We start from the raw sequence: 23,714 nt of genomic DNA, 5'->3' as shown, positions 1-23,714 counted from the left end.
GGACCTCGCCCGCCTCGACCGCCAGCTCGACCTCCTGGAGGAACCGTGACCGACCGTGCCGTGGCGGGCGTCTTCGCCACCTGGACCGACCTGACCGTCGCCGGCGGGCCCGTGCGCCACTACCGCGCCGGCGACACCGGGCCGCCGGTGCTGCTGCTGCACGGCGGCATGCTCGACACGGCGGCAGGGGTGTGGCGCCATGTCGCGGGCGACCTCGCGGCGGACCACCGGGTGCACCTCGTCGACCTGCCGCGGCACGGTGGCAGCCGCCCGTGGGAGGGGCTGCTCGACGACGCGTTCTACCGCGCCTTCCTCGGCGACCTGCTGGACGCCCTCGGGCTGGAGCGCGTCGCGCTGGTGGGGCTGTCCCTGGGGGCCGGCGTCGCGGTGGGGTTCGCCCTGGACCACCCGGAGCGCGTGGACGCGCTCGTGGCGATCGGGCCGGGAGGCATCGGCCGGCGCCGCCGCGCCCAGCTGGTCACCTGGCTCGCGCTGCGCACGCCCGGCCTGCTGCGCCTCACCGGTCGCTGGCTGGCGCGGCGGCCCGCCGTGGTGCGCCGGTCGATGGCGGACAACCTCGTGGCAGGCGAGTCCACGGAGGGCTTCGAGGAGATCGTCGCGCTCGTCGTCCAGGAGGCTCGGGCGAAGGCGGCCCACGGGGAGCCCGCCCTGGACGACTGGATGGTCCGTGCCTACGGGCCGTTCGGCATGGCGCTCGACCACCTGCCCCGCCTGCCGGGGCTCCGGGTGCCGTCGCTGTGGGTCCGAGGCGACCGCGACCCGCTCGTCGGGCACGAGGAGCTGACCGCGGCCGCCGCGGCGGCCCCGGGCGCCCGCCTGACCACCATCCGAGACGCCGGCCACATCGTCACCTACGACCAGCCCGACGTGGCGTCGTCGCTGGTCAGAGGGTTTCTGGCAGCGTCCCGCGGAGGCGGTCCCGGGTAGCGGTACGAGACCTTCGCCCGGGTTGTCCACAGGGCGGACCCGGGCGATTGCCCGGGTCCCCTACTCTGGTGCCGCTTTCGCCGCCGATGAGGGCACCGACGAGAGGACAGATCAGTGTCGATCGACACGCTGGCGCCCGCCGACGCTGCCGCGCTCCTCGAGCACGAGGTGCGCGAGCTCGTGCGCCGTCGAGCCCTCGACCCCGTCCGCGACCGGGCCGGGCTGGAGCGCCTCGTCGCGGAGGCCTCCGCCGACTACACCGAGCGCGCCACGCGCGGCGTCGTCCCGGCGCTCGCGGACCCGCAGGGCACCGCGCGCGCCGTCGTCGACGCGCTCGGCGGACTCGGCCCGCTGCAGCGCTACCTCGACGACCCCGAGGTCGAGGAGATCTGGATCAACTCGCCCTGACCTGCTATAGCAGCAGGTCAGGGCGTTCTCATGCCTGGCGAGTCCGCAGGCCGTCCGCAGGAATCGCCTCGGAGACCAGGGCCGCCGTCGCTGCCCGCGTCTTGTCCTCCGCCGTGGGCCAGAGGTGGGAGTACGTGTTGAGGGTGACCGTGGCGCTCGAGTGTCCGAGGGCACGCTGCACCGTGACGACGTCGCAGCCCGCGGCGATCAAGCCCGAGGCGAAGAAGTGCCGCAAGTCGTGGTGTCGAATCCCCGTGACCCCGGCGTTTCGAGTGATGGCCGACCACCAGGCGTGCGCCGTCGTCGGGGGAACCGGGCCACTGGTGTTCCCGGCCATGACGAGCCACCCGTCCTGGGGAGTGCCGAACGTCTCGAGGTGCTGGGCGAGCATCTGCACGATCGAGTCGGGCAGGTAGACGTCACGCTCGGAGCCGTACTTGGGAGCCCGCTCGGCTAGTCCTCCGCCCTTCTTGCGCTGCACCTGGCGCGCGACGTGCAGGCGCCGGCGAAGAAAGTCGACGTCGTCCGCCTTCACGGCGGTCACCTCACCGAGCCGCAGCCCGGCGAACGCGGACAAGTAGACAAGGGGTCGACGGTACGGATCGGAGGCTTCGAGGATCGCGCCCACCTGCTCCGAGGTCGGGATCGTCATGGCAGCTTCCCGGCGACGCTGACGGGGGAGTGCGATGCCCACAGACGGATCGACGACGATGAGCCGGTCACGGATCGCGGCCTTGAATGCCGCGCGGACCCCGTTCATCCTCGAGGCGACCGTCGTGGGCGCGAGACCCTTTGACGTCATCACCTTCACCCAGCTCTCGAGGTGCGACGGACGGATGTCCTTGAGGGGCACGTCCCCAAACGTCACCGAGCGCCGGGTGAGGTCCATCGCCGTGTGCGTGGTGTCTTCCCAAACCTGGCGGCTGGACCAGTCGCGCCACCACGAGTCGAACGTGGTGCGCCCTGCCTTGGGGTCGGCGTAGGTGCCCGTGACGATGGCCGCAGTGACCTCGTCTAGCCACCGCTGAGCGTCAAACTTCCGCCGGAAGTGCTTGGCGTGCTCCTTGCCCGCAGCGTCGCGGTAGCGAGCCCGCCAGGCCCCGTCAGGGCGCTTCGTGACCGATGCCATGATGGCAGGTCAGGCAATCGTCAGCGGAGGAGACAGCGGAGGGCGATCCGGGAGACCGCGGTGCTGATAGGTGCCGTCACCCATGTCTACCAACTCGCCCGTGTCGAACAGCTCCGAGACGAGTGCGTTGGCGATTGCCTGCATCTGTTCGACGCTCGCGCCGTCGTACCCCTCCAGAGCCTGCACGTGCTCCGCATCCTTGCTCGCGGCATACTCCGCAACGCGTTGCGCGACGCGGTCGGGGTATCCATCGACCGTTACGTCCGGCTGGCCGAGCTCCGCCAGATTCTCCCACTCGAACGCCTTCGCGTGATTGACCACCCTGAAGATCAGATTCAGCGCGGTCACCAGCTCCCTGCGAGCAGCAACGAGGTTCGAATGCGCATCCATCTGCATGTCCTGCATCCGGTGTCGCTCGTCCTCGACCAGCTCAAAGATGCTGCTCTCCAGCGCCGTTGCGATCAGGTCGAGCTGCGCCACCCGTAGCGACCGCGAGCCGTTCTCGATTCGCGTCAGTGCTGTCGTGTCGATCTGCCAGCCAGCCGCGCGGAGCCGATTGGCAAGCTCACGCTGTGTCAGGCCTCGGTTTTCGCGAACCTGGCGCACGTTTCTCCCGACCCGCTCGTCGGTGGTCAGCGGCTCACTTAGCGAATCTGTCATGCAGAGCAGGCTACATGTGCTTGACAGCAGGCGTCCAGTGGTGTTGAGTTTGTTGTGGCCGACAGACTGGCTGTCGGAACTGACAGATCGCTGGAGGGGCTATGAACGACCTGATGCGGACGGAGGACGTCTCGCGTGAGACCGGCATCGCGGCAGCGACTCTCAGGTTTTGGAGGTTCCAGGGGACCGGACCGCGTAGCGCCAAGCTCGGGCGGCGAGTCGTCTACCGGCGTAGCGACGTCGAGGCGTGGATAAACGAGCAGTTCGAGACTGCCGACGCGCGGAGGTCCGCTTGACCTCAACGACGAAGGACCGCCCCGCGGCAACGGGACGGTCCCTCAAGCCCGAGAGCGGCGGCAACCGCTCACAAGCAGATGCAGCACCCACGAAGGGGTACGACATGTTCACCCAGCAGTCTAGCTACGCCACCGCCGAGCTTCGTTCTACGACGGGCACCGCGCCCATCAAGTTCCAGCGGAACGGCGGCGAGGACGTCCTCGTCACGCTCGAAGACGGATCGGCCCAGCTGTACGACCGCCGCAACCTGCTTCTTGCAGTGCTCGGGTTCTACGAGGACGACGGCGAGCCCACCGCCGAGCAGATGGTCGTCGTCGCTCGTGCGCTCGGGCTCAGGGGCGCCGAGGTCGTCCCTGACGAGCCCTGGCGCATCACCTGGGCACCGCCTCTGGATGGCATCCCTGACGACATCCCGCTCGATTCGCCGGACGCATTCACGGGCATTAGCTGGGACGACCCGTCCACCTGGCCCTCCGACGCCCGGCTGGACGGTTGATCGCCAGCGTCAGAGCCGAGACGCGGACGACAACAGCAGAGGGGAGGTCGGCATGGTGAAGATCCCGGAGGACCGTCAGAACTTCGGCCGGTTCGAGTGGGAGCGAGTGCTCCGCCGTGCTGACCTCCCGTACACGGTCAAGTGCATGGGTCTGATGATCGCGACCTACGCGAGCGCCGACGGTGGCGACATGTTCCCCGGTCGGGAACGGCTAGCCGCAGAGGCCGGCCTCAGCCCCCGGCAGGTGAGCCGACACCTCGACGCCCTCCGGGACGCCAAGCTGCTCACAGTCACCAGGATGCACAACCGCCAGGCGGGGCGCGCCGACGAGTACGCGCTGACCGTGCCTCTGGACCCGATCGCGCTCAACCTCCTCGACCCTGAAGAGCTGACCCGGCCGGGTGACTACGTGACATCAGTGTCCGCACTAGGTGACACCAGTGACGCACTACGTGACACGGATGACGTCACTAGGGGACATGAGCGTCACCCCACCACATCAGTACCACTCATGGACAAACCAAATATCAATCATGCGTCGTCGTCACCCTCCGTAACGCACGCGCACGTGCGCGAGGACAACGACCGCGACGGATTGATGATCCATCTCCCCACCACCGAGCCGAACAAGGACGAGCGGTACGCGCTGGCCTACCGCTACCTGACGACCGAGTACAGGGGCGACATGCACACGGCAGTCGCTGAGTGCCAGGCCGCCTGCGACCACCCCAGTACGACAGACGCGGTGATCCACGTCGTCGAGCAGGTCGCACCCCACATCTTCGCGGCCAACGCCGCATGACCAAGGAGACCCACATGACCTACACCGACGAGCAGATCGAGCAGGCAGTGAACGGCTCACGGGATGCCCTGGCCCGACGCCTGCGAGCACTGGCGAAGCGCGCCTTCGGCTTCGACCTGCAGTCCATCGAGGCGATGCACGAAGCACTCGACCAGTTCCGCGACGGACAGCGCGGGCGGCTCGAGCATGGTCCCGAGACCCTGGCCGCCGAGGTCGAGAAGTGGAAGGCCCTGGCTCGGAAGTGGGAGTACCGGGCCAAGGAGAACCACGAGCGCGTGCTGGCCCTCGAGCTCGAGCTGCGGCAGGTGCGACGCGCGGAGGCCGAGTGACCTACCGCGCGTGCGTCGAGTGTGGTGAGCCGAGCCCTGAGTCCAGGTGCCCGGCTCACCAGCTTGCCGAGCCCGTGAAGCAAGCAACCGCGGCACGCGGCTACGACCATGCCTGGCGACTGCTCAGCGAGCGTGCTCGTCGACTGCAGCCGTTCTGCTCCGACTGCGGCACGACGGAAGACCTCACCGTCGACCACCTGCCTATCGCGTGGGAGCGGAAGGCAGCGGGTAAGCCGATCCGCCTTTCCGACGTAGATGTGGTGTGCCGACGACACAACGCCATTCGAGGAAAGGCGCGTCCCGGTAGCACCAGGGGGGAAGGGCTTCGACCGCTCCGAGACGACCCCGCAGGTAAGGCATCAAGCCAGTTACACATCCGGTCACAGAAAGGCGGTGAAGCATGAGGGCAGGTCCCAAGAAGGCGGTAACCGCTGAGCCTCTGGACTTTTCCCACCTGGGGCCGGTCGGGTGGAAGCGCGTGGATGCGTTCGCCAAGGAGTACCTGCAGGTGCCGAAGGGCGAGGGCGCGAAGACGCCTTTCCGTCTGCGGAAGTGGCAGCTCGATATCGTGCGCGGGCTGTACCCGATGCGCGGTCAGCGTCCGCGTCAGGGTCTTCTCTCTCTGCCTCGAGGCAACGGGAAGACGGCGCTCGCGGCCGTGCTGGGCGTCTACGGCTTGTTCGCGGACGATGTCGAGTCTGCTCAGGTGCTCGTCGTCGCCAGTGACGAGCGGCAGGCCGGGCACGTCTTCAAGGCCGCCGTCCGCATGATCGAGCTGAACCCGGTCCTGGCGGACCAGTGCCAGATGTACCAGGACCGCATCGTCGTGCCGAACACGAACAGTGAGTTCCGTGTGCTGCCGGCGACGGTGGACTCGCTGCAAGGCTGGGACCCGTCGCTCATGATCGTGGACGAGCTGCATGTTGTCACAGAGGACGTGTGGAACGCCGTGACGTCCGCAGCGGGCAAGCGGCGCACCTCGCTCACCCTGGCGATCTCCACGCCCTCAGACACGCCCGAGAGCATCATGTGGTCGCTCGTGGAGCACGGCCGCCAGGGCGACGACCCGGCGTTCTTCTTCAAGGAGTACGCGGCTCCTGAGGGCTGCGCCAAGGACGACGTCAAGGCGTGGAAGATCGCCAACCCGGCGCTCGGCGACTTCAAGTTCATCGACGCGATGAAGGCGACCATGCGCACGACCCGTGAGCCCGCGTTCCGGCGCTACCAGCTCGGGCAGTGGGTCGGTCAGGCGGAGACGTGGCTGCCGTGGGGCCAGTGGGACGCCTGCAGCGACCCGACCCGCGAGGTCCGTGACGGGGAGCGCGTTGTGCTGGCGTTCGACGGATCCGCGTCGGGCGACTCGACGGCCCTCGTTGGCTGCACGGTCGACGACCCGCACCTGTTCGTCGTGGACGTCTGGGAGAACCCGGGTGACCGAGGTTGGCGTGTCCCGCGCGGGCAGGTCGACACGGCCGTCATCTCCGCGTTCGAGCGGTACGACGTCGTGGAGCTGGCCGCCGACCCGTGGGGCTGGCGGTCCGAGCTCGAGTCGTGGTCCAAGAAGTTCGGCGAGAAGCGCGTCGTCGAGTACAACACCGCCTATGCCGGCCGAATGGCCCCGGCTACTGACCGTCTTTACCAGGGCACGGCCACGAAGACCGTGACTCACGACGCTGATACCCGACTTGCTGCGCACGTTGCCAATTGCAAGGCGAAGTCGACTTCTCAGGGCGACCTCGTGACAAAAGACAAGCGCGGTTCATCTCGCAAGATTGATGCTGCCGTGGCCGCTATTGTTGCTTTCGATAGGGCCGCGTTCCATTCCAACAAGGTGACCCGCAAGCGCGCGGTCTCCTTTCGATAGGAGTTCACATGACCGATATCCTCAAGGCCCTTCACGACAAGCTCGACGCGACCGGCCCGAAGCTGGCGCGGCTCGATTCGTACTGGAACGGCGAGCAGCCTGCCGCTTTCCTGTCTCAGGCGTCGAGGGAGGCGTTGGGCGACAAGTTCCGGATGCTGTCCGTCAACTTCCCCCGGCTCGCAGTGGAGGCGCTGGCGGAGCGGCTGCGGGTGACCGGCTTCCGCATCGACGGCCCGGACAGCGAGCCCGACGCGGCCCTCTGGTCGATCTGGCGTCGCAACCGGCTCGAGGACGCCGCTGCTCAGGCCCACACCGACGCGCTCGTGTACGGGCGCTCGTTCGTCATCGTGTGGGCAGGCGCGAACGGCCAGCCCCTCGTCACGGTCGAGTCTCCGCGCCAGGTGGCCGTCCTGCGGGACCCGGCGACCCGTGAGGTCACCGCGGCACTCAAGCGGTGGGTCGCCGGTGGGCAGGGCCACGCGGTCCTGTACGGGCCGGACCGGATCACGCGGTACGTCAGCAAGGGTGGCGTCGTGGACGGCGGCAACCTGCCGACGACCGGCTGGGACGTCGTGAGCGAGGTGCCGAACCCGCTGGGCGTCGTGCCCGTGGTCCCGGTGGTGAACCGCGGACGTCTCCTGGACGTGGACGGGGTGTCCCACATGGACGACGTGCTCGACCTGTCGGACGCGCTCAACAAGCTGGTCCTCGACATGCTCGTAACGTCGGAGCACTACGCCCGGCCTCGCCGCTGGGCGACCGGCCTCGAGGTCATCGAGGACGACGAGGGCAACCCCGTGAAGCCGTTCAGCGTGGCGCTCGACGACGTCTGGCAGTCCGAGGACCCGGCGACGAAGTTCGGGCAGTTCGAGGCGACCGGACTGGGCGGGTACACGGACGCCGCCGCGATGCTCACCCAGCAGATCGGCGCGATCACCGGCCTGCCCCCGCACTACCTCGGTCTCAACGGTGACCAGCCTCCGAGCGCCGACGCGATCCGCTCGGCTGAGGCGTCGCTGGTCTCTCGGGCCTACGCGCTGCACCGCACGTTCGGGCAGGCATGGGCCGACGTCGCCCGCCTCGTCGTGGCCGTGCGCGACGGCTCGGACCCGTTCGCGCTGGACGTCGAGACCGTGTGGAGCAACCCGGAGACTCGCACGGTGGCTCAGGCCGCTGACGCCGCCGCCAAGCTCGCCGGCATCGGTGTCCCGCTGCCTGTGGTCCTGGCGGACCAGCTCGGCTACACGCCCGCCCAGGTTGACCGCGTGCGCCAGGCGATCCGCACGACCGCGCTCGACTCCGCTGCCGTCGACCTGCAGGAGCTGACCGCGTGACGTTCCGGGACCAGCTCACCAAGCTGAGCGCCGCGACCGAGGCGAAGGTGCTCGCCATCTTCGCGGCGTTCAGCGAGGGGACCCTGACCTACGACGAGGCCGTGGCAGGTATCGCGGCCGTCGTCGTGAAGGGCAACGCACGCGCCGTGGCCCTCGCGGATCTCGCACTCGCCGCGAACCTGATGACGGCCCTCAGGAAACCCGTGGCAACCCTGGGGCTGTCCGTGGAGCCCGGCGAGCCGAAGCGGCTGCACAAGGCCGCTGGGACGCTCCTGGCGGTCGCTGCGGTCACCCCGGAGCGCGTGGCACGACTGGGCCGTGCCGAGCCGCTGGCGGCCGGGCAGCGCGCTTTCTCGACGGCCGTGGGCCACCACCCGGAGATCGTCGGCTGGGTCCGCACCGTCTCCGGCACGGCGTGCGAGCTGTGCCGCGACTGGGCGGCCGGCGGGCGCGTCTTCGGCGTCGACTCCCAGATGTTCCACCACCCCGGGTGCTCATGCACCCAGACCATCGTCACCCACTGAGAGGACAAGTCATGGCGACTGACACCACCACCCCCGAGCAGGACGAGACCACCGAGCCCGAGACCCCGGAGGCCCCCGAGATCGAGCAGCCCGAAGTTGAGGCACCCGAGGAGGCCGAGCCCGAGACGTTCCCGCGGGACTACGTCGAGAAGCTGCGCCAGGAGTCCGGGAAGTACCGCCAGAGGGCCGCGAAGACCGACGAGTTGGCTCAGCGCCTCCACACCGCTCTCGTGGCCGCTACGGGCCGCCTGGCAGACCCGTCGGACCTGACCTACGACGAGGCCCACCTGGACGACACTGAGGCGCTTGAGGGGGCGATTTCTGAGCTCCTGTCTAGGAAGCCGCACCTGGCCAGCCGTAGGGTCACGGGAGACGTTGGGCAGGGCGCGTCGAGCGTCAGTGACGACGTCAGCCTCGCCAGAATCCTCCGGGCAGGGGCCAACTGAGACAAGGGAGTCTGACGATGTCCAAGTTCATCATCAACGAAGGAATGTTTGACCCCGTGCCAAAGAAGGAGGTTGAGGCAAACACCTACGAGGAAAAGGGCAGCTTCACCGAGTTCTACGACGGCAGCGGCCACCTCGTGTTCTCGATTCGCACCGACAGCCTGTTCACCATTCGGAGCGAGTAGATAGCCATACCCCTATGGGGTATAGTGGAGGGCGTCGGGTCTGGTACCCGGCGCCCTCTGCTCGTGGGCCTGGTGTCCGAGAAGCGATCCGTTTCCGTGACACCTTCAAGGAGAACCCTCATGGCTGTTTCCGCCCCCGAGCTCACCACCGAGCAGGTCCAGTCGATCCTCGTCAAGCCGCTCGAGGCCGCGTCGACGTTCCTCGCCGCCGGCCCCCGCATCTTCGACACCCCCGGCCGCCCCGTGCGCATCCCGAAGATGGGTGCCGCCACCGCGCCGACGTTCGTCGCGGAGAACGGCGTGATCGGTGAGGTCGACCCGGACTTCGACGAGATCGAGCTTCTGCCCTCGACGCTCAAGTCCGTCAAGACCATTACCCGCTTCTCGAACGAGCTGGCCCGCCAGTCCGTCGTGAGCCTGGACGCCGCGCTCAAGGACCGCCTGGTGTCCGACGTCGCGAGCGTCCTCGACAAGACGTTCTGGGGCGTGGGCAACGGCACGTCGGCGACCCTGCCGCGTGGCATCCGGAACTACGCCGGGCAGTCCACCGCCGCGACCGCCGGCGCCGTCACCCTGGACGACCTGCACGACGCCTGGGCGCTGGCGCTGAGTGCGAACGTCAACCTCGCCGGCCTGCGCTGGGCGATGACCCCGGCGACGTTCTCGAGCCTGCGCAAGCTCAAGGACGGCTCGCAGCGGTACCAGCTGCAGCCCGACCCCACGGCCGACGGCGTGTTCCGTCTCCTGGGCGCGCCGGTCACCATCACGCCGTACGTCGGTCAGGGCGGGTCGGAGCACATCGTGCTCGCGGACTTCTCCCAGATCGCCGTCGCGCGCGACCTGGCCCCGTCCGTCACCGTCCTGACCGAGCGGTACGCGGACTACGACCAGCAGGCCCTCCGCGTGGTGGCCCGCTACGACGTCGCACCGATGAACGATGACGCCGTCGTGACCATCCCGGTGACGGCCGCCTGATGCCGGCTCCCAGCGCCGAGCAGGTCGCTGGGTACCTGGGCAAGGCTGACGAGGTCGCCATCGTCAGCCTTGCCCAGCAGCATCTACCCATCGTCACTGCCTTCGTCCGGGCCTACGTGCGCGGCAACGGCTTCGCAGACAGCGAGCCGAACGCCGACCTCGAGGCCGTCATCGTCTCCGCGTGCGCGCGCCTCACCGCCAACCCCGAGCAGGTCAGCCGCTACCAGACGGCCGACTACGCGGAGAACCCCGCCGTGCTCCACGGCTTCACGCTGCCCGAGCTGGCGATCCTGCACCTCTACCGCCGGAGGACCGCGTGACGACCGTGGTAGACCTCGACTACACCGCACCCGGTGTCGCTAGCGGAGACCTCGCCAACTGGTCGGGAGCGATGCAGCGACTCGCGGGCACGTCACCGCTGTGCCTGCTCTTGCGCACCTCCAACCCCGGCGAAGCGGCATCGCGGACGGTAACGGGACTGACTGTCGGCGACACCTACACCGTCTCCGTGGTCGTGACCGGCTTCGACTACCCGGACGAGCTCGGGGACTGGACCGTCACAGTCGAAGGACAGTCGGTCAACCTCGCCGTCGGCACCGCGTCCGTGGACTTCACCGCCAGCGCCGAGACCGCGACCCTGACGTTCACGACCGACACCGACACGTCATGGGGCATCGCAGATGCATACCTCACGGCCCTCGTCGTTGGCGGACCTGACGGGCCAATCCCCGGCGCGATCACGGTCACGGGCACGACCTCGCACCTGCACGACGAGGTCGACATCGTCGGGGATGGAGACGTCACCCTGGCGACCCTGCCCGCCTATGTCGGTTACCAGACCGCAGGCATCGACAACAGCGAGGACGGGCGCACCGCGTTCCTTGAGTCGCTGCGGGTGATCCTCCCGGCCTGCTCCTTCGACGCGGTGAACCACCGCATCCGGTGGCGCGGTCAGCTCTACCAGAGCGCCGGTCCCGAGATGCTGCGCCGGCGACGTGGAAGGGACCTCACGCTCACCGTCCCTATCAAGCTCGTCACGGGCTAACTGAGACATCCTCAGTCCGCAGAGAGTCCGCAAGAGGTCCGCAACGGTCACGATCTGGCCGTTGCGGGCCAACGCGGGAACGGCAGAATTCCAACGGTCCTGGCACTAGTCGGTACCGGCCATCGCTCGGCGGGTCGTTCTGGATCAACTCTCCCGCCAAGGTGTTCGTCGCCCGGCGCGGCGTCCCCGAGCTCACGACGACGATCCTCACCGCCGTCCAGGTGCGCGACCTCGTGGAGCGGATGCTCAAGGCGTCCGGCCGCCGCCTCGACCTGAGCAGCCCGTTCGTCGACGCCTCGCTCCCGGGCGGTGAGCGCCTGCACGTGGTCATCCCCGACGTCACGCGCGAGCACATGGCCGTCAACATCCGCAAGCACCTGGTGCGCGCGGACCACCTCGACCACCTGGTGCGGCTGGGCTCACTCACCACCCACGCGGCCGCCTTCCTCGACGCCGCGGTGCGCGCCGGGCTGAACGTGCTCGTCTCGGGCGCGACCCAGGCGGGAAAGACGACGATGCTCAACGCCCTCGCCGGCTCGATCCCCGCGGGGCAGCGCGTGATCTCCTGCGAGGAGGTCTTCGAGGTGCGCTTCGCCGCCCGCGACCACGTGGCCATGCAGTGCAGGCAGCCCAGCCTGGAGGGCACCGGCGAGATCCCGCTGCGCCGGCTGGTCAAGGAGGCGCTGCGGATGCGACCGGACCGCATCGTCATCGGCGAGGTGCGCGAGGCAGAGAGCTTCGACATGCTCGTGGCGCTCAACGCCGGCATCCCCGGGATGTGCACCGTGCACGCGAACTCGGCGCGCGAGGCGGTCACGAAGATGTGCACGCTGCCGCTGCTCGCGGGCGAGAACGTCTCCGACCGCTTCGTCGTCCCGACGGTGGCGTCGGCGATCGACCTGGTGGTGCACCTGGACGTCGCCGCGGACGGCGCGCGACAGGTCCGGGAGGTCGTGGCCGTCACGGGACGCGTCGAGGGGGACCGGGTCGAGACCGCCGGGATCTTCCACCGCCTGCCCGCCGAGCAGGGCGGCGACCTGGTGCGGGGCGACGGCTTCCCGCCCGGCGAGGAGCGCTTCGCGCGCGCCGGCGTCGACGTCCGGGCGCTGCTGGCCGGGGGCCGCTGATGGGCGTCGTCGTGGGGCTGCTGCTCGGTGCCGGCCTGGCGTGCGTGTGGCTGTCGTGCTGGGAGGCGCCCGCACGCCCGCGGCGTCGTGCCGGGCGGTCCGCGGCCGTCCAGGACCTGCTCGTCCAGGCGGGGGCTCCGTCGGTGACCCCGGCCGCGCTGTGGTGGCTCAGCGCGGCGGCGGGCGTCGTCGTGCTGCTCGCCGGGCTGGCGCTGACCCGCTCGCCCGCCATCGCGGCCTGCTTCGCGCTGATGGCGGCCGCCGCGCCCGAGCTGCTGGTGCGGGTGCGGGCCAGGAAGCGGCGACGGGACCTGCGCGAGGTCTGGCCCGAGGTGGTCGACCACCTCGCGTCGGGCGTGCGGGCCGGGCTCTCGCTGCCGGAGGCGGTGGCACAGCTGAGCGAGCGCGGGCCGGTGGAGCTCCGCGAGCCGTTCGCGCGGTTCGCGGCGGACTACCGCGCGACCGGGCGGTTCGGGGAGTGCCTCGACCTGCTCAAGGCGCGGCTCGCCGACCCGGTGGCGGACCGGATCGTGGAGGCGCTCCGGCTGACGCGCGAGGTGGGCGGCACGGACCTGGGCCGCCTGCTGCGCACCCTGTCGTCGTTCCTGCGCGAGGACGCGCGGACGCGGGGCGAGCTCGAGGCGCGGCAGTCGTGGACGGTCAACGGCGCCCGGCTCGCGGCCGCCGGCCCCTGGGTGGTCCTGGCGTTCCTCGCGACGCGGCCGGAGACGGCGCAGGCGTACAACTCGGCGGCGGGGGTCGCGGTCCTCGCGGCGGGGGCGGCCACGTCGGTGCTCGCGTACTGGCTGATGCGTCGGATCGGGCGGCTGCCCGAGGAAGGCCGGGTGCTGCGATGACGGTCCCCGGCGTCTCCGGCGTCGGCGCCGTCGTGGGGCTGCTCGGTGGCCTCGGCCTCCTGCTCGTGATCTCGCGGATCCGTGCCCGCCGGGCGACCCTCGACGAGCGCCTGGCCCCGGCGCTGCGCCCTCGTGACGCCACGTCCGGCCTGCTCCGCGAGCAGCCCGTCCACACCCCGTTCCCCGTGGTCGAGCGGCTGCTCGCTCCCTGGGTCGCGGACGCCGCGCACTGGTTCGAACGGCTCGGGTCGTCCCGCGCGGACGTGCGTCGGCGGCTCGACCGCGCGGGCTGGCGCGAGAGCGTCGAGGGGTTCCGGGCGCGGCAGGTCGTCTCGACGGCGCTGGGGCTCGCGGGCGGGCTCGTGCTCGCGCTGCTCCTCGCCGCGACGCGCGGGTCCGCACCGGTCCCGCTGGCGGCGCTCGTGCTGCTGTGCGGCGCCGGCGGGTTCGTCCTGTGCGACCAGTGGCTGAGTCGCGCCGTCCACCGGCGCGAGGAGCGGATGCTCGCCGAGTTCCCGACCGTCGCCGAGCTGCTCGCCCTGGCCGTCACGGCGGGCGAGGGGCCGGTGCCCGCTCTCGAACGGGTCGCCGCCACCGCCCGAGGCGAGCTGTCCGGCGAGATCTCCACGATGCTCGCCGACGTCCGCGCCGGGGCGCCCATCGCGGGCGCCCTCACGGCCATGGCGGACCGGACCGGGCTGCCGTCGCTCACCCGCTTCGCCGAGGGCGTCGCCGTCGCGCTGGAGCGCGGCACCCCGCTCGCCGACGTGCTGCGCGCACAGGCGCAGGACGTGCGTGAGTCCGGGCGCCGGGCCCTCATGGAAGCAGGTGGCAAGAAGGAGGTCGCGATGCTCGTGCCCGTGGTCTTCCTCATCCTGCCGATCACCGTCGTCTTTGCCGTCTTCCCGTCCCTCGCCACCCTGCAGATCGGGTTGTGAACGTGCGCGCCGACATCCGACCTCGCCGCCTCCGCGCGGTGCCACCGAAAGGACCGACCATGCACGACAAGACGCACGACGAGAACGACAACCTGCCGCCCGGGCGCCCTGATGCCGATGACCCGGAGCGCGGCGACGTGCCGGGCTGGGTGCTCGTGACGCTGATGACGGCAGGGCTGGTCGTGGCGCTGTGGGCGATCGCGGGCCCGCTACTCGAGGACACGTTCACGCGGGCGATCACGAGCGTCACGGGTCCGTGACGTGGCGATCGGCCGGCTGCACCACCTGATCATCGACTGCCCGGACCCGCGGGGCCTCGCGGAGTTCTGGTCGGCCGTGCTCGGCCAGGACGTGACGTACGCGGACGACGACTTCGTCGTGGTGGCGCGCAGCGACCGGCACTCCGGCCTCGCGTTCCAGCGTGCCCCGCACCACCAGGCACCGGACTGGGGCGACCCGGCACGGCCGCAGCAGATGCACCTGGACGTCATGGTCGACGACGTGGCGGACGCGCACGCACGCGTGCTCGCGCTCGGTGCCCGTCGGCTCACCGCCGCCGCGCCGGGCGCGGGGGAGGGCGACGTGTACGCCGACCCCGCCGGTCACCCGTTCTGCCTCATCCCGCGTCCCGGTTGGGCGCCGCCGGTCGAGGAGGGCAGCACGTGACGGCACCGGCCGTGCCCGCGCCTGTCACCTCGGCGCCTGCCACGTCTGCGCCTGCCACGTCTGCGCCTGCCACGGGGCGGGACGGCGAGCGGGGATCCGCCGTCGCGGAGTTCGTCATGGTGTCCGCACTGGTGCTCGCGCTGTTCCTCGCCGTGGTGCAGGTCGCGCTGGCGATGCACGTGCGCGCGCTCGCGATCGACGCCGCCGCGGAGGGTGCGCGCGTGGCCGCGCGCGCCGACCGCGACCTGGCGAACGGTGCCGCCCGGACGCAGGAGCTGCTGACCGCCGCGCTCGGGTCCCGGTACGCCGACGACGTCTCGGTGCGCCGCGCCGTGCAGGACGGCCTCGACGTCGTGGAGGTGACGGTGCAGGTGCCGCTCCCGGTGGTCGGCCTGATCGGACCGTCCGGGGTGCTCACGCTCCAGGGCCACGCGCTGGAGGAGGCGTGAGCGCGCCGGGGCAGCGGTCGTCGCGCGGGCAGCGGGCGCAACCGGGACAGGAGCCCGAGGGGCCCGACCCCGAGGCGGGCGCCGCGCTGGTGGAGTTCCTCGGCACGGCGGTGCTGCTCCTGGTGCCGCTGGTGTACCTGGTGCTCACGGTCGCGCAGGTGCAGGCCGGGGCGTTCGCCGTCGAGGGCGCGGCGCGGGAGGCGGGCCGGGCGATGGTGACGGCCGACTCCTCCGCGTCGGGCGCGGAGCGGGCCCGGGCGGCGGCCGGGATCGCGTTCGGCGACCAGGGCTTCGCCGTCGCCGACGGTTCCGTGTCCCTGGAGTGCTCGGCCGACCCGTGCCTCACGCCGGGAGCGACGGTGGGGGTGCGGGCACGGCTGGCGGTGCCGCTGCCGTTCGTGCCCGAGGCGCTGCGCGGCTGGCTGCCGCTGGAGATCCCGGTCGCCGCGACGCACGTCGCGACGGTCGACGAGTACGCGACGGCGCGGTCGTGACCCGGCGACGCCCGCAGGGCGGCACGCAGGCCGGGCCCGGACCGGAGGACGGCCGGATCATGCTGCTCACGGCCGGCGTGGTGGCGTTGGCGCTGATGCTGGTCGGCACGGTGGCGTCGGCGACCGCCGTGCACCTCGACCGCAAGCACCTCTACGACCTCGCGGACGCCGTCGCGGCCGACGCGGCCGACGCCGTGCCCCCGGAGCGGTTCTACGACGGCACGGCGTCCTCGCAGGGGGAGGCCGTGCTCACGCTCACCGACGCCGACGTCGAGGAGTCGGTGCGCGACTACCTCGCCGCGCACCCGGGGGAGGCGCAGGGGCTCGACGGCCTGCGCCTCGTGGAGGCGACGTCGGCGGACGGGCGGACGGCGCAGGTCGGGCTGGCGGCCACGTCGCGCCCGCCGCTGCTGCGGTGGTTCACGGACGCGTTCGGCGGCGGGTTCACCGTCGCCGCGACGTCGTCCGCCCGCGCGGGCTGAGCCCCACGGGCGGCTCGCGGTGGCTCCGCGAGAGGCCACCGGCGGAGTGTGGAACTTCCCACACCACAAAAGGCGCATCCAAGATTCCGATTTCGCTAGCCTGCGGGTGTGCAGCTCACCGCCTTCACCGACCTCGGCCTGCGGATCGTCATGCGCCTCGCCGTGCTCGACGCCGAGCGGACGGCGACGACGCGCGCGCTCGCCGAGCAGCTGAACGTGCCGGCGACGCACGCCGCGAAGGTCGTCACGCGGCTGGGCCACCTCGGCGTCGTCGAGGCCCGCCGCGGCCGGGCCGGGGGGCTGCGCCTCGCGGACGGCGCTCGCGACCTGTCCGTCGGGTTCGTCGCGCGCGCCCTCGAGGGCGACGGCGAGGTCGTCGAGTGCGAGGGCGCGAACCCGTGCCCGCTGCGCGGCGGCTGCCGGCTGCGCGGGGCCCTCGCCCGCGCCCGCGAGGCCTTCTTCGCGGCCCTCGACCCGGTGACGATCGCCGACGTCTCCGCCGCACCCACCCGGGACCTGCTGCTCACCATCGGTGCGCGCCCGCCCGGCTGACGTCCGCGCCGGGCGCACCCGCCCGCACGTGGAGACCCCCGAAGGAAGAGACAGGAGAGTCACGCATGCTCACCCCCGAGTCCGCCGTCGTCGTCCGCGCCACGCTGCCCGCGATCGGCGGAGCGATCGGCGACATCACGCCGATCTTCTACCGGCGCATGTTCGCCGCGCACCCCGAGCTGGAGCGCGACCTGTTCAACCGGGGCAACCAGGCCCGCGGCGACCAGCAGCGGGCGCTCGCCGGGGCCATCGCCGCCTACGCGACCCTCCTCGTCGACGACGGCCCGGACCCGCGCGCCGTCCTGGCCCGGATCGCGCACAAGCACGCCTCGCTCGGGATCCTCCCGGAGCAGTACCCGATCGTGCACGAGCACCTGTTCGCCGCCATCGTCGAGGTGCTCGGCGACGCCGTCACGCCCGAGGTCGCGGCGGCGTGGGACGAGGTCTACTGGGACATGGCCGACGCGCTCGTCGAGATCGAGCTCGGGCTGTACGCCGAGGCGGGGGTGGCGCCCGGCGACGTCTGGCGCACCGTCTACGTCCGCCGTCGGGTGCAGCAGTCGCCCGACACGATCTCGCTCGAGCTCGTCTCCTCGGACGGCGCCCCGCTCCCCGTCGCACGCCCCGGGCAGTACGTCTCGGTGGCCGTCACCCTGCCCGACGGCGCGCGGCAGATCCGCCAGTACAGCCTCACGGGCGCCGGGTCGCCCGGCGCCTGGGCCGTCTCGGTGAAGGCGATCCTCCCCGGGCTCGACCCGGCGGGGGTCACGCCCGCCGGCGAGGTCTCCAACCACCTGCACGACAACGTCTTCGAGGGCGACGCCCTCGAGGTCTCGACCCCGTTCGGCGAGCTCACCCTGGTCGAGGGGGAGAACCCGCTGGTGCTGGTCTCGGCCGGCATCGGCATCACGCCGATGATCGGCTTCCTGCACCACCTGCGCGACGTCGGCACCACGCGCCGCGTCGTGGTGCTGCACGCCGACCGCTCGCCCGCGCGGCACGCGCACCGCGCGGAGCTCCGCGCGCTCGTCGACGACCTCCCGACGGCCGAGCTGCACCGCTGGTACGAGGACCTCGGCACCCGGCCGGTGCAGGAGCGGCTGCGCTCGGGATACATCGACCTGGACGGGGTCGACGTCCCCCACGACGCCGACGCCTACCTCTGCGGTCCGGCGCCCTTCATGACCGTCGTCCAGTCCGCACTCCTCGGGCGCGGCGTCACCGCCGACCGCATCCACCACGAGGTGTTCGGGCCGGGCCGGGAGATCGCCGCCGCCTGACGGCTCAGCCGCCGTCGGCGACGCGGGAGAACAGCCCGGGATAGTCGACGACCAGGCCGTCCGCGTCGACCGAGATCTCGCGGAGGAAGTCGCCGTCGCGGGACTCGTAGACGTATCGGTCGGTGTCCACCCGGGTGTACCGCTGCGGGTCGGGCGAGACCTCGAAGGACTCCCCGTCGACGTACGCCGTGACGATGTCGGCCGCCGCCCCGACCGCGAGGTCGAGGCGGCGGATCGGCAGCGTGTTCGTGAACGGGCTGAACGACAGGTCCACGTCCACGGCCTCGGCGAGGTCGGGCCGGGCGGCGCCGTCCACCCGCCAGTCGTCGTCCTCCCGGCTCAGGTCGAGCTGGCGGCCGTCCGACGACCGCAGCCGCAGCACCCGGAACGTCCACGCGTCGCCCTGCTCCGTGCCGAGCTCCATCGCGTACTCGAGCCGCACGGGCCCGAGGTCGACGACGGAGCGGGCGCGGACCCTGTCGTCGCGCGCGAGCAGGTCGAGGTGCTCGACGCTGCCGGTCCCGAGCCCGCGCCACCGGTACGTCGTCATGGTCGACCTCCTCCACGGCTCCCGTCCCCAGCATCGACCCGGACCGGGAGCTCCGCCCGGTAGATTCGCGCGCATGACCGACGAGACGCCGCCCGCCGACAAGCTGCCGGTGGACCTGGACCAGATGTTCGACCTCGCCCGCGCGGGCGCCGACCTGCTCCTGGAGTTCGTCGACGCCGGCGTCCCGGCCGACCACGCCGACGCGGCGGGGAACACCCTGCTCATGCTGGCGGCGTACCACGGGCACGCCGCCCTGGTGCGCGGTCTCGCCGAGCGGGGCGCCGACGTGGACCGGGTCAACGCGCGCGGCCAGTCCCCGCTGGCGGGCGCCGTCTTCAAGGGCTCCGACGACGTGGTCGCGGCGCTCGTCGCCGCGGGCGCCGACCCCGACGCCGGCACGCCCAGCGCCCGCGACACCGCGCAGATGTTCGGCCGCACCCTGCCCGAGCGGGGCTGACGCCGGCCGCGGACGGCCGACGGGCAGCGACGGGCGCCGTCGGGCGGGGGAGCCTCGCGTGGCGGGTAACCTTGAGGATCGTGGCCACCATCGACTTCCCCGCAGAGATCAAGGCGCTGCGCGCCACCCTCGAGTCCATCGAGGCCGTGAGCGACCCCACCGCGCTGCAGGCGAAGATCGACGACCTCACGCAGCAGGCCTCCGCCCCCGACCTGTGGGACGACCCGGAGAAGGCGCAGCAGGTCACGTCCGCGCTGTCCACCGCGCAGGGTGAGCTGCAGCGGGTCGAGAAGCTCGGCAGCCGGATCGACGACGTCGAGACGCTGGTCGAGCTGGGGCTCGAGATGGAGGACGAGGACTCGCTGACGGAGGCCGAGACGGAGGTCGCCGTCATCCGCAAGGACCTCGACGCGCTCGAGGTGCGGACCCTGCTGTCCGGCGAGTACGACGCCCGCGAGGCCGTCGTGACGATCCGCGCGGGCGCCGGCGGCGTCGACGCCGCGGACTTCGCCGAGATGCTCATGCGGATGTACCTGCGCTGGGCCGAGCGGCACGGCTACCCGACCAAGGTGATGGACACCTCCTACGCGGAGGAGGCCGGGCTCAAGTCGGCCACGTTCGAGGTGAACGCCCCGTACGCGTTCGGCAACCTGTCCGTCGAGGCGGGCACGCACCGCCTGGTGCGCATCTCGCCGTTCGACAACCAGGGCCGCCGCCAGACGTCGTTCGCCGCGGTCGAGGTGGTGCCGCTCATCGAGCAGACCGACTCCATCGAGATCCCCGAGTCCGAGCTCAAGATCGACGTGTTCCGCTCGTCGGGCCCCGGCGGGCAGTCCGTGAACACCACGGACTCCGCGGTGCGCATGACCCACCTCCCCACGGGCACGGTCGTGTCGATGCAGAACGAGAAGTCGCAGATCCAGAACCGCGCCGCGGCGCTGCGCGTCATGCAGTCCCGCCTGCTGCTCATCCGGCAGCAGGAGGAGGCGGCGAAGAAGAAGGAGCTCGCCGGCGACATCAAGGCGAGCTGGGGCGACCAGATGCGCTCCTACGTGCTGCAGCCGTACCAGATGGTCAAGGACCTGCGCACCGAGCACGAGTCCGGGAACACGCAGGCCGTGTTCGACGGCGCCATCGACGACTTCATCGAGGCCGGGATCCGCTGGCGCCGCTCGGGCGGCGCCGACGCCGCCTGACGGGCCCCGCCCGGCCGACGACGCCGCCGGGAGACCCTGAACGGGTGCCTCGGGCGTCATTCCTGACCCGCGACACACCGGCGTGTCCTTCGCGCCACCCTCCCCACCGGGTGCGACTCTCGGGAATCGGGCGGCCCCGGCCCAGGCGCGACGTGACGTCGTGCCCGTCCCGGTGCCGCACGGTCGACTGGCAGGGGAGAGGCACGTCGTGATCCGGTTCGAGAACGTCTCGAAGGTCTACGCCCGAGGGGCGCGGCCCGCGCTCGACGACGTCTCCGTCGACGTCGCGCGCGGGGAGTTCGTCTTCCTCGTGGGGGCCTCCGGCTCGGGCAAGAGCACGTTCCTGCGGCTCGTGCTGCGCGAGGAGCGGCCCACGGGCGGCACCGTGTACGTCGCGGGTCGCGACCTGTCCCGGCTGTCGAGCTGGAAGGTGCCCTCCCTGCGACGCAGCATCGGCGTCGTCTTCCAGGACTTCCGCCTGCTGCCCGGCAAGACGGTCTACGAGAACGTGGCCTTCGCCCTGCAGGTGATCGGCAAGCCGCGGCACACCATCCGCACCACGGTGCCCGAGGTGCTGGAGATGGTGGGCCTGGACGGCAAGGAGAAGCGGCTCCCGCACGAGCTGTCCGGCGGCGAGCAGCAGCGTGTCGCGATCGCGCGGGCGTTCGTCAACCGGCCCCAGATCCTGCTGGCCGACGAGCCGACGGGCAACCTCGACCCCACCACGTCGCTCGGCATCATGCGGCTGCTCGACCGGATCAACCGCACCGGCACCACCGTGGTCATGGCCACGCACGACGACGAGATCGTCAACGAGATGCGCAAGCGTGTCGTCGAGCTGTCGACCGGGTCGGTGGTGCGCGACGAGGTCGACGCGGTCTACGGCGAGCGGGAGTCGATCCTGCCGCAGGTGGGACAGACGCCGGTGCTCGACGCCCCGGGTCGCGGCGCGCGGGCGGTGCAGCGCGTCCAGGTCTCGCCCGAGCCGGCGGACCTCGAGGCAGAGCGGGCCGCCGAGGCGGCGGCCGCGAGGGCGGCGGCGCAGGAGGCTGCGCAGGAGACCGTGCAGGAGACCGTGCAGGAGACCGTGCAGGAGACCGTGCAGGGTCAGGGTCCCGTCGCCCCCGCGGCGCCGGCCGCGCCGACCCCGGCCCCGAGGCGCTCGGTTCCCGAGCCGGCGGGCGCGTCCGCGGACGAGGTGGTGCAGCAGGTGCTGCGCGAGCACGAGCGCGTGCGCGCGGGACGGGAGGCCTGAGGGTGCGGCTCCAGTTCGTCCTCACCGAGGTCCTCCAGGGCCTGCGGCGCAACCTGTCGATGGTGGTCTCGGTCGTCCTCGTGACGTTCGTGTCCCTGACCTTCGTGGGCGCGGCGGCGCTGCTGCAGACGCAGGTCACCAAGCTCAAGGGCGACTGGTACGACCTCGTCGAGGTCTCCGTCTTCCTCTGCCCGGACGGCTCGACCGCGCCGACGTGCGCGGACGGCGAGGCCACCGAGGACCAGATCGCCGGGCTCGAGAAGGTCATCGACACCGAGCTGTCCGACGTCGTCGCCGCCACCTACTTCGAGAGCAAGGCGGACGCGTTCGACGCGTTCACGGAGCTCTACCCGGACGGCTACCAGGGCACCCAGCTCACCGAGGACGACATGCAGGCGTCGTTCCGGCTCAAGCTGGTCGATCCGGAGCAGTACCAGGTGGTCGACGACGTCCTCGAGGGGCGCGCCGGCGTCGAGGTCGTGGAGGACCAGCGCGAGGTGTTCGAGCCGTTGTTCCTCGCGCTCGGGCGGGCGTCGCTGCTGGCCGCGGGGCTCGCGGGCGTGATGCTGCTCGCGGCGGTGCTGCTCATCACGACGACGATCCGGCTCTCCGCCGTCTCGCGCCGACGCGAGACCGGCATCATGCGCCTGGTCGGCGCGTCGAACCTCTTCGTGCAGCTGCCCTTCATGCTGGAGGGCGCGATCGCCGCGCTGGTGGGCGCGCTGCTCGCCGTGGGCGGGCTCTGGCTCGCGGTGCAGTACCTGGTGACGGACTGGCTGCAGGACTCCGTCGACTGGGTCGCGTACGTGGACGTGGGAGACGTCCTGTTCGTCGCGCCGCTGCTCATCGGCATCGCCGTGCTCCTTGCGGTGGTGTCGTCCGTGGTGACGCTCAACCGGTACACGAGGGTGTGAGATCGCAGATGACGACCCTGAGGATGTCCCCCGGCGTCGGCCGGCGCGCGGTCGGCGGGCTCGTGGCCGCCGTCCTGGTGCTGGGCGGTGCGACGACGTCGGCGACGGTGTCCGCCGGCGTGTCCGCACGCTCGGCGGCCGCGGACGACATCGACGACCAGCGGGCCGCCGCCGAGGCGAAGCAGCGCGCGAAGGAGCGCGAGCGCGACGGCCTGCAGGAGGAGCTCGAGGACACCAACGCCAAGTACCGCCAGGCGGTGCTGGACCTCAACGAGGTCGAGGGCCGCCTCCCGGTGGCGCAGGCCGAGCTGGCGGCCGCGGAGGCGCGGCTCGAGGAGGCGCGGCGCAAGGCCGCGATCCTGGCGCAGCGGCTGTCCGACGCCGAGGCCGAGGAGGCCGCCGTCTCCGACCAGATCGAGGCGGGCAAGGGCAAGGTCGACGCGGCGCGCGCCGACGTCGTGCAGATGGCGCGCCAGGCGTACCGCAACGGCGACGACACGAGCACCCTGGGCATCGTCACCGGGGCCCAGTCCACCGAGGACTTCCTCGAGGAGTTCGCCGTCTCGTCGTCGGCGGCGCGCAGCCAGGCGCGCACCCTGACCGACCTGCAGGACGCCGAGGCGGTGGCCCGCAACCAGCAGGCGCGCCTCGACGCCATCCGGTCGGCGATCGAGGACCTCAAGCGGGAGGCCGACGCCAACGTCGTCGCCGCGGAGAAGGCGCAGCGGGAGGCCGCGGACCGCAAGGCCGAGGTCGAGCGCCTCATCTCCAAGCAGCGCAAGCTCAAGGCGTCGATCGAGGCGCAGAAGGCGAACGCTCTCGAGGAGCTCAAGGCGAACGAGCAGGCGCAGCAGAGCCTCGAGGCGCAGCTCAAGGACATCATCGCCAAGCAGAAGGCCCGCGACGCCCGGCTCGCCGAGGAGCGCCGCAAGGCGGAGGAGGCGGCCCGCAAGAAGGCGGCCGCCGAGCGCCGGAGCAACGGCGGCGGCGGTGGGGGCGGTGGCTCCAGCAGCGGTGGCGGCTCCGGCGGGGGCGGCGGTGGCGGTGGCGGGGGG

Annotated in this window: 31 protein-coding genes and 1 pseudogene; 29 read left to right on the top strand and 3 right to left on the bottom strand. The window is 71.5% G+C overall.

Annotated elements, in window-relative coordinates; translation table 11 throughout:
* Positions 1–45: 45 nt before the first annotated feature.
* The gene (locus ACFWEK_RS04295) at positions 46–948 is read left to right on the top strand and encodes an alpha/beta fold hydrolase (RefSeq protein ID WP_430553209.1); all 903 of its coding nucleotides are present in this window, start codon (positions 46–48) and stop codon (positions 946–948) included.
* Positions 949–1,062: 114 nt separating this feature from the next.
* Complete coding sequence (locus tag ACFWEK_RS04290; protein ID WP_430553208.1) at positions 1,063–1,356, top strand: hypothetical protein; 294 nt, start codon at positions 1,063–1,065, stop codon at positions 1,354–1,356.
* A gap of 28 nt (positions 1,357–1,384) precedes the next feature.
* Here the strand turns inward: ACFWEK_RS04290 and ACFWEK_RS04285 are convergent, their stop codons facing one another.
* Both ACFWEK_RS04285 and ACFWEK_RS04280 read right to left on the bottom strand, forming a co-directional pair.
* A complete protein-coding gene (locus ACFWEK_RS04285) occupies positions 1,385–2,485 on the bottom strand; it encodes a tyrosine-type recombinase/integrase (RefSeq protein WP_430553207.1) in 1,101 nt (366 codons plus the stop codon).
* Between the two features lie 9 nt (positions 2,486–2,494).
* Positions 2,495–3,145 (bottom strand): helix-turn-helix domain-containing protein, encoded by a 651-nt coding sequence (locus ACFWEK_RS04280; RefSeq protein WP_430553206.1) that lies wholly within the window; start codon positions 3,143–3,145, stop codon positions 2,495–2,497.
* 101 nt (positions 3,146–3,246) lie between these two features.
* On the opposite strand from ACFWEK_RS04280, the gene ACFWEK_RS04275 reads away from it, so the two are divergent.
* The 22 genes from ACFWEK_RS04275 to ACFWEK_RS04170 all read left to right on the top strand — a co-directional run bounded on the left by ACFWEK_RS04275 (position 3,247) and on the right by ACFWEK_RS04170 (position 18,287).
* On the top strand, positions 3,247–3,441 hold the full coding sequence (locus tag ACFWEK_RS04275) for a helix-turn-helix transcriptional regulator (protein WP_430553205.1): 195 nt from the start codon (positions 3,247–3,249) through the stop codon (positions 3,439–3,441).
* 104 nt (positions 3,442–3,545) lie between these two features.
* Positions 3,546–3,938 carry a hypothetical protein gene (locus ACFWEK_RS04270; RefSeq protein WP_430553204.1) on the top strand — a complete coding sequence of 131 codons (393 nt, stop codon included), beginning with the start codon at positions 3,546–3,548 and terminating at the stop codon, positions 3,936–3,938.
* Between the two features lie 52 nt (positions 3,939–3,990).
* Positions 3,991–4,740 carry a hypothetical protein gene (locus ACFWEK_RS04265; protein ID WP_430553203.1) on the top strand — a complete coding sequence of 250 codons (750 nt, stop codon included), beginning with the start codon at positions 3,991–3,993 and terminating at the stop codon, positions 4,738–4,740.
* Between the two features lie 14 nt (positions 4,741–4,754).
* A complete protein-coding gene (locus tag ACFWEK_RS04260; RefSeq protein ID WP_430553202.1) occupies positions 4,755–5,069 on the top strand; it encodes a hypothetical protein in 315 nt (104 codons plus the stop codon).
* 478 nt (positions 5,070–5,547) lie between these two features.
* The gene (locus ACFWEK_RS04255; protein WP_430553201.1) at positions 5,548–6,933 is read left to right on the top strand and encodes a terminase large subunit domain-containing protein; all 1,386 of its coding nucleotides are present in this window, start codon (positions 5,548–5,550) and stop codon (positions 6,931–6,933) included.
* A gap of 8 nt (positions 6,934–6,941) precedes the next feature.
* Positions 6,942–8,267, top strand: coding sequence for a phage portal protein (locus tag ACFWEK_RS04250; RefSeq protein ID WP_430553200.1), 1,326 nt, complete (start codon positions 6,942–6,944; stop codon positions 8,265–8,267).
* A complete protein-coding gene (locus ACFWEK_RS04245; protein ID WP_430553199.1) occupies positions 8,264–8,791 on the top strand; it encodes a hypothetical protein in 528 nt (175 codons plus the stop codon). Before ACFWEK_RS04250 ends, ACFWEK_RS04245 begins: the two co-directional genes overlap by 4 nt.
* Before the next feature lie 11 nt (positions 8,792–8,802).
* The gene (locus ACFWEK_RS04240; protein WP_430553198.1) at positions 8,803–9,237 is read left to right on the top strand and encodes a hypothetical protein; all 435 of its coding nucleotides are present in this window, start codon (positions 8,803–8,805) and stop codon (positions 9,235–9,237) included.
* 17 nt (positions 9,238–9,254) lie between these two features.
* Positions 9,255–9,422 carry a hypothetical protein gene (locus tag ACFWEK_RS04235; RefSeq protein ID WP_430553197.1) on the top strand — a complete coding sequence of 56 codons (168 nt, stop codon included), beginning with the start codon at positions 9,255–9,257 and terminating at the stop codon, positions 9,420–9,422.
* Positions 9,423–9,542: 120 nt separating this feature from the next.
* Positions 9,543–10,397 carry a phage major capsid protein gene (locus ACFWEK_RS04230; RefSeq protein ID WP_430553196.1) on the top strand — a complete coding sequence of 285 codons (855 nt, stop codon included), beginning with the start codon at positions 9,543–9,545 and terminating at the stop codon, positions 10,395–10,397.
* Positions 10,397–10,717 (top strand): hypothetical protein, encoded by a 321-nt coding sequence (locus ACFWEK_RS04225; RefSeq protein WP_430553195.1) that lies wholly within the window; start codon positions 10,397–10,399, stop codon positions 10,715–10,717. Before ACFWEK_RS04230 ends, ACFWEK_RS04225 begins: the two co-directional genes overlap by 1 nt.
* A complete protein-coding gene (locus tag ACFWEK_RS04220) occupies positions 10,714–11,442 on the top strand; it encodes a hypothetical protein (RefSeq protein ID WP_430553194.1) in 729 nt (242 codons plus the stop codon). The genes ACFWEK_RS04225 and ACFWEK_RS04220 overlap by 4 nt, the downstream gene beginning before the upstream one ends.
* Positions 11,340–12,569 carry a CpaF family protein gene (locus tag ACFWEK_RS04215; RefSeq protein ID WP_430553193.1) on the top strand — a complete coding sequence of 410 codons (1,230 nt, stop codon included), beginning with the start codon at positions 11,340–11,342 and terminating at the stop codon, positions 12,567–12,569. The genes ACFWEK_RS04220 and ACFWEK_RS04215 overlap by 103 nt, the downstream gene beginning before the upstream one ends.
* Positions 12,569–13,426, top strand: a complete 858-nt coding sequence (locus ACFWEK_RS04210) for a type II secretion system F family protein (protein WP_430553192.1) — start codon at positions 12,569–12,571, stop codon at positions 13,424–13,426. The genes ACFWEK_RS04215 and ACFWEK_RS04210 overlap by 1 nt, the downstream gene beginning before the upstream one ends.
* Positions 13,423–14,364: a type II secretion system F family protein gene (locus tag ACFWEK_RS04205; RefSeq protein ID WP_430553191.1), complete on the top strand. Its 942-nt coding sequence runs from the start codon at positions 13,423–13,425 to the stop codon at positions 14,362–14,364. Before ACFWEK_RS04210 ends, ACFWEK_RS04205 begins: the two co-directional genes overlap by 4 nt.
* Positions 14,365–14,423: 59 nt before the next feature.
* A complete protein-coding gene (locus tag ACFWEK_RS04200) occupies positions 14,424–14,624 on the top strand; it encodes a hypothetical protein (RefSeq protein ID WP_430553190.1) in 201 nt (66 codons plus the stop codon).
* Between the two features lies 1 nt (position 14,625).
* Positions 14,626–15,030: a VOC family protein gene (locus tag ACFWEK_RS04195; protein ID WP_430546881.1), complete on the top strand. Its 405-nt coding sequence runs from the start codon at positions 14,626–14,628 to the stop codon at positions 15,028–15,030.
* Between the two features lie 11 nt (positions 15,031–15,041).
* Positions 15,042–15,479, top strand: a complete 438-nt coding sequence (locus tag ACFWEK_RS04190) for a TadE/TadG family type IV pilus assembly protein (protein WP_430553210.1) — start codon at positions 15,042–15,044, stop codon at positions 15,477–15,479.
* Positions 15,476–15,973 carry a pilus assembly protein gene (locus tag ACFWEK_RS04185; protein ID WP_430553189.1) on the top strand — a complete coding sequence of 166 codons (498 nt, stop codon included), beginning with the start codon at positions 15,476–15,478 and terminating at the stop codon, positions 15,971–15,973. Before ACFWEK_RS04190 ends, ACFWEK_RS04185 begins: the two co-directional genes overlap by 4 nt.
* Positions 15,970–16,455, top strand: a complete 486-nt coding sequence (locus ACFWEK_RS04180; RefSeq protein WP_430546883.1) for a hypothetical protein — start codon at positions 15,970–15,972, stop codon at positions 16,453–16,455. The genes ACFWEK_RS04185 and ACFWEK_RS04180 overlap by 4 nt, the downstream gene beginning before the upstream one ends.
* Positions 16,456–16,563: 108 nt before the next feature.
* Positions 16,564–17,007 (top strand): RrF2 family transcriptional regulator, encoded by a 444-nt coding sequence (locus ACFWEK_RS04175; protein WP_430546884.1) that lies wholly within the window; start codon positions 16,564–16,566, stop codon positions 17,005–17,007.
* A 65-nt stretch (positions 17,008–17,072) separates the two neighbouring features.
* Complete coding sequence (locus ACFWEK_RS04170; protein WP_430553188.1) at positions 17,073–18,287, top strand: globin domain-containing protein; 1,215 nt, start codon at positions 17,073–17,075, stop codon at positions 18,285–18,287.
* 4 nt (positions 18,288–18,291) lie between these two features.
* Here ACFWEK_RS04170 and ACFWEK_RS04165 read toward each other — a convergent pair whose 3' ends face one another.
* Positions 18,292–18,837 (bottom strand): putative glycolipid-binding domain-containing protein, encoded by a 546-nt coding sequence (locus ACFWEK_RS04165; protein ID WP_430553187.1) that lies wholly within the window; start codon positions 18,835–18,837, stop codon positions 18,292–18,294.
* Between the two features lie 73 nt (positions 18,838–18,910).
* Between ACFWEK_RS04165 and ACFWEK_RS04160 the strand changes: the two genes are divergently transcribed.
* From ACFWEK_RS04160 to ACFWEK_RS04140, 5 genes and pseudogenes are all read left to right on the top strand, one after another.
* Positions 18,911–19,294 (top strand): ankyrin repeat domain-containing protein, encoded by a 384-nt coding sequence (locus ACFWEK_RS04160; RefSeq protein ID WP_430546887.1) that lies wholly within the window; start codon positions 18,911–18,913, stop codon positions 19,292–19,294.
* Positions 19,295–19,374: 80 nt separating this feature from the next.
* Positions 19,375–20,490 carry a peptide chain release factor 2 gene (gene prfB, locus ACFWEK_RS04155; RefSeq protein ID WP_429762447.1) on the top strand — a complete coding sequence of 372 codons (1,116 nt, stop codon included), beginning with the start codon at positions 19,375–19,377 and terminating at the stop codon, positions 20,488–20,490.
* 208 nt (positions 20,491–20,698) lie between these two features.
* Positions 20,699–21,376 (top strand): annotated as a pseudogene (ftsE, locus tag ACFWEK_RS04150) (cell division ATP-binding protein FtsE); the annotation flags it as partial.
* 371 nt (positions 21,377–21,747) lie between these two features.
* Entirely contained in the window at positions 21,748–22,659 is a 912-nt protein-coding gene (gene ftsX / locus ACFWEK_RS04145) for a permease-like cell division protein FtsX (RefSeq protein WP_430546888.1), read from the top strand.
* Between the two features lie 8 nt (positions 22,660–22,667).
* Positions 22,668–23,714 (top strand): peptidase M23 (locus ACFWEK_RS04140; protein WP_430553186.1); only part of this gene is annotated, 1,047 nt, incomplete at its 3' end.

Source organism: Isoptericola sp. NPDC060257 (assembly GCF_042726645.1).
In the GTDB taxonomy this organism is placed as follows: Bacteria; Actinomycetota; Actinomycetes; order Actinomycetales; family Cellulomonadaceae; genus Isoptericola; species Isoptericola nanjingensis.
Note: the sequence above shows the minus strand (reverse complement) of the source record. Positions and strands in the feature narration are given on the sequence as shown.